Annotated in this window: 9 protein-coding genes and 1 pseudogene; 2 read left to right on the top strand and 8 right to left on the bottom strand. The window is 44.8% G+C overall.

Annotated elements, in window-relative coordinates; translation table 11 throughout:
- From QTO00_RS11020 to QTO00_RS11045, 6 genes and pseudogenes are all read right to left on the bottom strand, one after another.
- Nucleotides 1–1,187 (bottom strand): sigma-54-dependent transcriptional regulator (locus QTO00_RS11020; RefSeq protein WP_331424857.1); only part of this gene is annotated, 1,187 nt, incomplete at its 3' end.
- Between the two features lie 31 nt (nucleotides 1,188–1,218).
- Nucleotides 1,219–1,578 (bottom strand): annotated as a pseudogene (locus tag QTO00_RS11025) (Hpt domain-containing protein); the annotation flags it as partial.
- Between the two features lie 160 nt (nucleotides 1,579–1,738).
- Complete coding sequence (locus tag QTO00_RS11030; protein WP_331424858.1) at nucleotides 1,739–2,434, bottom strand: chromosome partitioning protein ParA; 696 nt, start codon at nucleotides 2,432–2,434, stop codon at nucleotides 1,739–1,741.
- Complete coding sequence (locus QTO00_RS11035; RefSeq protein WP_331424859.1) at nucleotides 2,434–4,527, bottom strand: SLBB domain-containing protein; 2,094 nt, start codon at nucleotides 4,525–4,527, stop codon at nucleotides 2,434–2,436. The genes QTO00_RS11030 and QTO00_RS11035 overlap by 1 nt, the downstream gene beginning before the upstream one ends.
- Nucleotides 4,514–5,353, bottom strand: a complete 840-nt coding sequence (locus QTO00_RS11040; RefSeq protein ID WP_331424860.1) for an OmpA family protein — start codon at nucleotides 5,351–5,353, stop codon at nucleotides 4,514–4,516. Before QTO00_RS11040 ends, QTO00_RS11035 begins: the two co-directional genes overlap by 14 nt.
- Before the next feature lie 28 nt (nucleotides 5,354–5,381).
- Entirely contained in the window at nucleotides 5,382–5,702 is a 321-nt protein-coding gene (locus QTO00_RS11045; RefSeq protein ID WP_331424861.1) for an STAS domain-containing protein, read from the bottom strand.
- Between the two features lie 301 nt (nucleotides 5,703–6,003).
- On the opposite strand from QTO00_RS11045, the gene QTO00_RS11050 reads away from it, so the two are divergent.
- Nucleotides 6,004–6,855, top strand: a complete 852-nt coding sequence (locus tag QTO00_RS11050; RefSeq protein ID WP_331424862.1) for a DNA ligase — start codon at nucleotides 6,004–6,006, stop codon at nucleotides 6,853–6,855.
- A 43-nt stretch (nucleotides 6,856–6,898) separates the two neighbouring features.
- Here the strand turns inward: QTO00_RS11050 and QTO00_RS11055 are convergent, their stop codons facing one another.
- Nucleotides 6,899–8,089, bottom strand: a complete 1,191-nt coding sequence (locus QTO00_RS11055) for an MATE family efflux transporter (RefSeq protein WP_331424863.1) — start codon at nucleotides 8,087–8,089, stop codon at nucleotides 6,899–6,901.
- A 128-nt stretch (nucleotides 8,090–8,217) separates the two neighbouring features.
- Between QTO00_RS11055 and QTO00_RS11060 the strand changes: the two genes are divergently transcribed.
- Nucleotides 8,218–8,829, top strand: a complete 612-nt coding sequence (locus tag QTO00_RS11060; protein ID WP_331424864.1) for a riboflavin synthase subunit alpha — start codon at nucleotides 8,218–8,220, stop codon at nucleotides 8,827–8,829.
- A 23-nt stretch (nucleotides 8,830–8,852) separates the two neighbouring features.
- On the opposite strand, the gene QTO00_RS11065 is transcribed toward QTO00_RS11060, so the two are convergent.
- Nucleotides 8,853–9,056 (bottom strand): CPXCG motif-containing cysteine-rich protein, encoded by a 204-nt coding sequence (locus tag QTO00_RS11065; RefSeq protein WP_331424865.1) that lies wholly within the window; start codon nucleotides 9,054–9,056, stop codon nucleotides 8,853–8,855.
- Nucleotides 9,057–9,379: the final 323 nt, after the last annotated feature.

Consider the following 9,379-nt stretch of genomic DNA (forward strand, 5'->3'; position numbering starts at 1 on the left):
GCTGGTTTAGCTTTGCGGCGTGCAGTAACTTGTTCAGGGAGATGCTCTAGACGTAAATGGCTGTCATCATTTAACACGACGATATTGCGAATGATATTTTGCAACTGACGCACGTTACCAGGCCAAGCGTAGCGCTTTAGTGTCGATTCAGCATCTCGATGGACAGAACCAAATTTCTTACCATCTTCTTTCGCGTAAAGTTTAAGGAAATGCGTCGCTAGAGTGATGATGTCGTTGCCTCGCTCTCTAAGAGGAGGCATGTCGAGTGGCACAACATGAACACGATAATATAGGTCTTCTCTAAAGCGTCCTTCTTCTACCTCAACTAACGGATCGCGGTTGGTTGCACAGATAATTCGAACATCGACCTTTATCTCTCTGTTTGCACCAAGTGGGGTAAAGGTGCCGGTCTGCAGAAACCTTAGTAGCTTCTTCTGCATTTCCAGCTCCATCTCACACAGTTCATCTAAGAAAAGCGTGCCACCATGAGCCATGGACGCCGCGCCTTTTCTGTCCGCGGTTGCACCAGTAAAAGCGCCTTTAACATGGCCAAAAATCTCACTTTCCATAAGATCTTTCGGGATCGCACCACAGTTAATCGCGATAAATGGCTTGTCCTTTCGCTTGCTCTCTTTGTGGATGGCTTCGGCGCAGACCTCTTTACCCGTGCCACTCTCGCCAACGATAAATACGCTAGCTGTGGTTGGCGCTACAGAATCAATGATCTTGTAAACGCCTTGCATGGGAAGACTTGAACCAATGAATCCATGAAAGCGATTCCTATCAAACTTACTTTCAATATCTTCAACTAGGTGTTCAAGCTTGGCTTGTTGTAGGTGCAGGGCGATGGACGTTTTTAGTCGGTCAGCATTAATTGGCTTTTCTAAGAAGTCCTTAGCACCTTTTTGCACCAGGTTAACCGCTAGATCGACGGATCCATGAGCGGTCGCGACCACGACTGAGGTGGGAACTTGGTTTTCGTTTATCCAATCAAGAATTTGCTCACCGTCCATATCAGGCAGCTTAAGATCGAGAATGACCAGTTCTGGAACATTTCGTTCAATAAAGGCAATGGCCTCTCGGCCTGTTTCGACATGAAACAGGTCATAAGGCTCGTCTTTTACATACTGTTTATAGAGAATCGCCAACGAGGTCGAATCTTCGATTAGTAATACTTTTGGTTTCATCACGATGTCCTATCTTAAGCCTTTGTGATTATTATGCTTCGCTGAATCCAAGGTTCTTACGCGCTTCTAAAGCTTGTAGTGATTGTTGAGCGAGTTGTTCTAATTCCTGACGAAACGCATACGCTTGGTCTTGCTGACCGTCTAAACACATGTGCTCGATCTTTCTAGCAAGGTTGGATAGGGTTCGGTTCCCCAATGCTAGGGAAGCACTGCCTAACGTATGCGCTTCGAACTCTAGTGTCTCCTTGTCTTTAGTTTCCATTGCTTGGTATATACGTGTCAAACGCTGCTCCGACTCTTCGATATAGTGTTCGATAAGCAAAGGGATAACATCTGCACTGGTGTCTTTTACCATCTGTTGCAATACTCTTTCATCGACTAGTTCCAATTTGGCGCTTCCTTACGGTTGGATACGTATAGTATATACGCACGGATGCTAATTTACTTATATTACTGGCAAGCAATCGGGAACTTAGCTTGTGCGTAATGTAAGAATAGTTCAATTTTTTCAATTGGTTGTAAATATTTCAGTTCCTAAGCCTGAATCTAAATTAGGCGCTGTGAGCTAGAAACTCATTGGTTAATATCTTGCGTGCCCAATTGTCCCGCCATCGCTGTGGGATAAAAGAGAACCTGTTAATCTCGCGGACGATTTCTTGGCCTAAGGTTGCTTGGTGTTTAAGATTTAGCACCGAGCCAAGTACTGAGGTTGAAGGGGAGTCGAGAAGTGTCATCGCTTTTTGCAGCTGACCTGATGATGTTTTACCTCCCATGACAACCAATGCGGTCTTATCGCACACACTGGCGACAACTTGAGCGGACACGTTACCACGATTGATTTGCAGCAGTGGCGATGTGTCACATATAACTCGGTCGTATTGGCTTAACCATGTTTGTACCGCATTTTTAAGCTGGGTGGGATCTTTGTAACCAAGTAGAGCCGATTGATTGTTAGGTACAGTAAGTCCAGTGAACATCTGGTGAGTTGAAGAGTGTTCAATCAACAAGCCGACAGATTCTTTGCTCGATGGTGTGATGTCTATACTCTCAAATGCCGGGTTAAACGTGTTGAGATCGACCACTAATGTGCTATGCCCAGCAAGTAAGTACCGCTCTGCAAGTGCAGCAACGATCGAGGTGACACCTTCACCTGACTGACAAGCTGTGATACACAGTGATTTTGCGTTACTCATTTCCGCTGCTAGGTATATTTGCTCAATTTCTGCATGCGTTGCTGGAATTATCATTACAGAGCTCCTATTAACACTATGGTTGTGGTTAGGCGAAGAACATCTTCTAGACCAACACGTGCTTTTTCTAAGAAACTTTCGCTGCGATCGGGTACGTAGATAGTATCTCCGGCACGTAGTACAGGAAGTTGGTACATGTTGGCAGTTTTACTGAACTCGATCAGGTCAAATGTTCTTGCTTGACCCTGGCAGCAGGACATATTGACGATAGATATTTTCTCTAAATAAGCACGTTCTGACGGACCACCAGCCTCAGCCAGTAGATCAAGCACCGTCATGTTGTCATCGAAAACATAACGACCTGGGCTATTTACAGCGCCTAGTACGCGTACCGTTGACTCTTTAGAGCGATCAAGCCAAATCTTGTCTTTCTCAGGGATGTAGATGGTGTCGCCCATGGTCACATTTGGTAATAGACTTTCATCACCAGTTTCGAAGTAGAGCGATAGGTTTAGCTTGCTCACTTTCGAGTAGGTCTTGTCACGGTGAGTAATGCGAATATTGTGAATATCGGCATCTTTAGTTGGGCCATCAGCGGCTGACAATATATCCAAAAAGTGCATGTCTTTAGTAAAACGGTAGCGGCCAGGTGCATTGACTTGCCCGAATACGTAGATTGAAGCATCTGAGCTTTGACGTACCCATTGGGATTTGTTGTCTGATGGATCTTGTGGCAGATCGTGCACTCGTACAATTGCGCCTGCAGTGATCACGGGAAGTTGACTGTTTGGTGCACCGTTAAGAATGAACTCGTCTAGGTTGAATACATGCAGCTTATTACCGACGGCTACGACTTCAATTTTTGTCGTATCGGCACGCAGTGTTGGTCCACCAACATGAGATAGCAAATCCATGAGATCCATTTCGTCAGACCACTCTACACGGCCTGGACGAACCACTTCACCGATGACACTAACTGCGCGATTAGGGGCAATTTTAAGCCAAGATTTTTCATTCATGTCGGTTTTTTCAGGGACAAAGATCGCATCGCCCGGGCCAATTTTCGGCGGTTTTCTGCTTGTGAGTCCTTCGGTGAAGGCGGTTAAGTCAAACTTAATCACTTGTCCATTAGCTTTAATCACACGAATTTGGCGTGATTCTGCGTAGCGTGTTGGGCCGCCTGCGTTAGCAAGAATATCCATGAATGAGGCGTTTCTCTTACCCTCGTAAGCGCCTGGGCTAGCCACTTCACCCATGATGTAGACCACATTTGCACCGGCTTTAATTTCGTCTTCTTGCTTAGGAACGAAGATGGTCGTACCTGGGCTTAGGGTAGGTAGCAGCGAAACATCACCGCTGTCTAAGTAAGTTTTTAAGTTGAACAGCTTAGGTGTGTTTTCCGAGATAACTCGAATCTGCTCCACTGAAGCATAACGAGTCACGCCACCTGCGCGCATAATCACGTCAACTAAGTCGGAATTGGCTTTGAAGCTAAATGATCCTGGGGCGTTTACCTCACCGAATACCTTAATCGCTGTTCGGCCATCGGCGCTGTCGCCAGCATTAGCGAGCTTATTGGCATCAAACTCTTGTTCGATATTACCCACAAGCGGTGAGGCAGGAACAAACACCGTATCTAGTGATACCAACTCAGGCAGCAGTGATTCGTCACCAGTATCAAGGAAAGTCTTGTAATTAAACGTGATCTTGTCCTTACCGCGCTTGATAAACAGATTGTTGAGCTGAGCACCGGCACGTAGGCCACCTGCAGCATGAATTGCCATCTGAATGTCAGATGACTTAGACAGAGTATATTCGCCAGGAGAGTTAACGTAGCCTTGAACAGATACTAGGATCTGCTGTTCGGCGATATAGACAGTAGCGGATGAAAGATCTCGATAGACCTTTTCTAGAGCGTCTTTAACCGATTGCTCTAGCTGAGGCTCGCTGTAGCCAGCAACATAAAGCGCACCAACTTCCGGTAGCGTGATACGACCACGTTTATCGACTTGAAAACCTTTGTTCAATGACGATTCACCAGGCAGGTTTACTTGAATAAGGTCACCAATTTGTACTCGCTCTTGATTTGCTTGTGCGAATGAACAAAGTGAACTGATTAAAAGTAGGGCAAGTAAGTTAGTCCATTTCATTGTAGCCTCCTTGCAAGCGTTGCTCTGCTTGCTCCTGGGTATCTATTACCTCAATGCTCACACGGCGGTTAGTCAGTTTTACGCCTTCAGAGTCGCCTTCATAAAGCGGTAGTGTGTCGCCAACCGATAGCGTTTCGACGCGACTAGGAGCAAGTCCAAATATAATTAGGTAACGTTTGACTTGTTTCGCACGTCCCATTGCGAGCCTTTGGTTGTATTCAACATCACCGGCTGAGTCCGCATGTCCTGTCACTTTGAGGTTGAGGCTTTGATGATCATTTAGCATGTTCGCGGCACGAGCTAAATTTCCCATGTATTTCGGGTTAACCTCAGTAGAGTTAAACGCGAATTGGTTGTCGACGTTTAATAGATTGTAAAGCTTGTCAATTTTGGCTAAACGCTGCTGAAAGGACGTCTCATCCATTGGCGGAACGCACTTCGCTTGTGAGGTAACGTAATCGAGCTGCAGTTCAAGCTCATTAAGTCGTTTACGTTGAATAACGATGTCGTTGGCAGCATCCAGTAGCAGACCGCCTTCGATTTCGCGTGCAATGCGTTTTTGCTTCTCTAACGCTTGAACTACCGCAGCAGGAAAGCACCAACGAGCCCCTTCTCGTACCAAGGAGTCTAGATGAAGCTTGGTTAGTTGCCAGTCGAAACGAAGCCCGTGTTCTGGCCCTAAAGGTTCGTCTGGCATAACTGGTGAGAAATTGGATTGGATGTAGTCTTCACCTAGTCCGCCACGTCCGTGCTCAGGGTAGCTAGAGCAGCCGACCACTGAGGCTATAGAAGCAGCGAGAGCGATGTGTTTAATAATAGTTTTCATGCCAACTTCCTTTGTTAATGAGCCTTGGTTAGTGGGTATGCGAGTTAATTGGAATTGCTTGGTTAATTCGCAGTAGTGTCATGATTTCAAGAGGTTGGCCCGTTACATTCTCAATCCGCATAGTACGTTCACGCTCCACAAGACGTTTGTATAGGTAGACCAGCGCACCGACGCCCGAAGAATCAAGAAACTGGACTTGGCGAAAATCGACTTCAATGTCAGTTGAAATGTTTTGTTCTAAAATCGCATCAATATGAGGCTGAACATTTTTCGCACTATCACAATCTAGGTTGCCGTCGATAGTCCATGTAGTGATTGTGTTGTTAGTTTCAATGTTTCGAAGTTCCATAGTCGTATCTCCTTTGGTTGTTGCTGACTAAAGGAGCAGTTAATGTGCCAAGAAAAATAGTAAGTATTTTCATTGACTTAGGTATGTGGACGCTGTGTTTCTCAAAATGAGAAAAGCGAACTCTCATTTTGACAAGCAGAAAAGTTGTACAAACATCAATGTGAGAATGGTGTTTTTTGCAACTGCGAGGACTGTTAGTAAGTTAGAGCCTAGAAGCTGCTCGAACTACGGCTCTTTTATTGTTGTAGGGTTTGATAGCTATGAAAAACTGATAGGCAAACAGCCTTGTAGGACAACTTATATGGATATACGTCTATCTTTACTTGCGATCAGTCTACTTAGCGCGTCAACTCCACAATTAGTGGCGAAAGAAAGCATTGCAGGTATCCAGTCTGTAGCGTTGGCAGAAACATACAACGCGTCAATCGATGTTGGTCTTTACTGGGTGAGTGAAAAACTCGATGGCGTTCGAGCTATATGGAACGGGAAACAACTTGTGACCCGAAACGGTATTCCTATTGCTGCACCTGATTGGTTTATTGAGAATATGCCTGATGTTTCTATCGAAGGAGAGCTGTGGGCAGGGCGGGGTAATTTTCACCTGGTACAACAAACCGTGTTAGATACATCCCCAAACGACAACGCATGGAAGGGGATTAAGCTGATGCTATTTGACATGCCCAATGCGCCAGGAACTTATCAGCAGCGTTATGCAAAGCTTATCGACGTAGTAAACAATCTTTGCGCCACGCATGTTGGATATGTCGAACATAAACCGATCATTAGTGAACATGAGCTGCTACAACAATTGGATTCTATTGATGGCTCTTATGGCGAAGGGTTAATGCTGCGCAAGATTGATAGCCTATATACACAAGGACGAAGCAGCGATCTGATCAAGTTAAAGAAGTACCAAGACGCAGAGGCAAGAGTCATTGGATATAAGAGTGGAAATGGGAAGTACGAGGGTAAAATGGGCTCATTGTTAGTCCAGTTAGAATCCGGGCAACAATTTTATATTGGCAGCGGGTTTTCAGATAGCCAACGCGAAGAACCACCTAGAATAGGCACAATTATTACCTTTCGATACAACGGTTATACCCACAAAGGCATTCCCAAATTCGCGCGGTATTTACGAGAGCGTGTGGAGTGAAACAAAGGCCCATGAATCAGTATATTCACAGGCGGGCCGAATACTATTTTTCCGAAAACGTTAATTGTACAGTATCGCTTTGTTTGTGCATCCAATGCAGCCGAACACCGAGTAATAGTGCTGCTGTCGAAAGTCCGATAATAAATCCGACCCAAAAACCGTGAGCACCCATTGGCTCGACGATCCAGTCGGTCATGGCAAGGATGTAGCCTAGTGGTAAGCCGAATATCCAATAAGCAACGAAGGTGCGATTAAATATCGCTGCCATATCTTTGTAGCCACGTAATGCTCCTGCAGCAACTACTTGAATAGCATCAGTTACTTGATACACCGCAGCTAAAAGTAGTAGCTGTAAAGCAAGGTCGATTACCGCGCGATTGTGCGTGTAGAGTAACGCGATTGGTTCTCTCAACAACACGGTAAACAGCGCGATAACTAAAGACAAACCTACAGCGACGATCAAACCTACATGGGACGCGATTGTGGCACCAGAGACGTTTTGTTCGCCCAAACGATGGCCAACTCTGATACTCGTCGCAGCGCCAATACTCATTGGCAGCATGAACACCAGTGAAGAGAAGTTAATCGCGACTTGGTGCGCGGCAACGACAAGTGGCCCTAATGGAGCAACCAGTAGTGCCACGACAGCAAACAGAGTTACTTCAAAAAACAGAGCCGCAGCGACAGGGAAACCTAGCTTAAATAAGCGAATTAAGGCTTGTGTGTTTGGCTTATGGAAGTGCTCGAACACGTTAACTTTGGTTAAACGATCAGACGTGATGACATAAAAAAGTAACATGGCAAACATCAGCCAATACACTATCGCAGCAAACACGACTGCATCCATATAACCTATGGTCTTCGCGCTCATTAAAGGTTCAATATCCATTAACACGAGAATAGCTTCAGTTTGCTGGAGAATAACTGCGGTAGGTATTGAAATAAGCAAAGCCATAAAAATGCCTTGCTGAATTTCAAAAGGCACACGTGCTTGTCTACCTGAGCCATTAAGTTGTGCGACCACAGGCACGATTGCCATTAGAAGACCAATGCCAAATAAAATCGAGGGTAGCCAAATGCTTGCGGCAATGGATACCGCAGCCATGTCGGTAGCACTGACGCCACCAGCCATCACTGTGTCGACAAAACCCATACCTGTTTGTGCGACTGAGGCAATTAGAACAGGTGTCGCAAGCTTGATTAGGGTGTTGGCTTCTTGTTTATAGTGCTGCACGGAGAACTCCATATTCTGACTGTATTTATAGGACTACGATTGCTTTCACTAGCCAGAGAGAAAATAAGTGTTCGTGATGATAAATAAATGTCACACTAAGCACCAATAAAAACTATCGGAAATGATTGATGTTTACAGGAATTGTTCAGGGAATGGCCGAAGTTGTCGCCATCGATAAGAAAGATAAATTTCAGACTCACACAGTAAAGTTATCGGGTGAACTATCTCAAGGGCTAACTATTGGTGCCTCAGTCGCACACAATGGCTGCTGTTTAACTGTGACCAGTATCTGTGATGATTTGATCGACTTTGATCTTATGCAAGCAACCTTAGCATTAACTAATCTTGGCAAGTTGGAAATAGGGGATTCAGTCAATATTGAACGTGCAGCTAAGTTCGGTGATGAAATTGGTGGTCATTCAATGTCTGGGCATATCTCATTAATGGCAGAAGTCGATGAGGTAATCGATAGCGAGAATAATCGCACCATTTGGTTCTCCATCCCAACAGAGATGATCAAGTACGTACTAGCCAAAGGTTACATTGGATTGGACGGTTGTTCACTGACGATTGGTGAAGTTGAAGAGAATCGTTTCTCGGTGCACCTAATACCAGAAACTATGCAGCGCACTCTATTTGGTCAGCGTAAAAAAGGCGACCAAATCAACGTTGAGTTCGATCCGCAAACCCAAGCTATCGTCGATACGGTCGAGCGCGTCTTAGCCAACAGACAAGTATAAAAAAAGCGCCGTTAGGCGCTTTGTCAGAAAATTTGTTCGTCGTCGGCATCAACCAACAGATCGATTTTATCCATCTGTTCGTCCACCGTCATACTCAAGTGAATTGCGTGACAACATGCAGGGCAGTCGTCATAAAAGTTTTGACTGCCGTTAGAGGCATCTAATGTAATACCAATGGAGTGTCCGCAGTGAGGGCATGAAACCATCTTTGCAGTATATTTTCGCATAACATCTTTCCTTACAACCCTTAAAAACCAATGCCTAACTACTTCCTTACGTTAAGGATAGCCCCTGTAGACTTCATTAATATTAAGTGTAGAAGTTTCTGTTAGGCATGAATTAAGTACAAAGTTTGACTCATGTAAGGAAATTGATTTTAGCTTGTTCGCTGTGTCACCTTTAACACGTAAATTAATTGACAATTGTTAGTGTGGTTATGATGTAACTAATTGTAAATGTTGACTTATTTTATATTCAGTATGAAAGGATTTGTTTAATCAATTTTTCCGACTGATCCAAATAGTGCCCACCAAACTGATTGTAATGATTG

The organism is Vibrio sp. M260118 (assembly GCF_036533755.1).
Taxonomy (GTDB): domain Bacteria; phylum Pseudomonadota; class Gammaproteobacteria; order Enterobacterales; family Vibrionaceae; genus Vibrio.

Excerpts from the sequence above, each read along its gene's own strand:
- QTO00_RS11065 (WP_331424865.1), bottom strand. The coding sequence starts at position 9,056 with ATGCGAAAATATACTGCAAAGATGGTTTCATGCCCTCACTGCGGACAC.
- QTO00_RS11060 (WP_331424864.1), top strand. The coding sequence starts at position 8,218 with ATGTTTACAGGAATTGTTCAGGGAATGGCCGAAGTTGTCGCCATCGAT.
- QTO00_RS11050 (WP_331424862.1), top strand. The coding sequence starts at position 6,004 with ATGGATATACGTCTATCTTTACTTGCGATCAGTCTACTTAGCGCGTCA.
- QTO00_RS11030 (WP_331424858.1), bottom strand. The coding sequence starts at position 2,434 with ATGATAATTCCAGCAACGCATGCAGAAATTGAGCAAATATACCTAGCA.
- QTO00_RS11035 (WP_331424859.1), bottom strand. The coding sequence starts at position 4,527 with ATGAAATGGACTAACTTACTTGCCCTACTTTTAATCAGTTCACTTTGT.
- QTO00_RS11040 (WP_331424860.1), bottom strand. The coding sequence starts at position 5,353 with ATGAAAACTATTATTAAACACATCGCTCTCGCTGCTTCTATAGCCTCA.
- QTO00_RS11045 (WP_331424861.1), bottom strand. The coding sequence starts at position 5,702 with ATGGAACTTCGAAACATTGAAACTAACAACACAATCACTACATGGACT.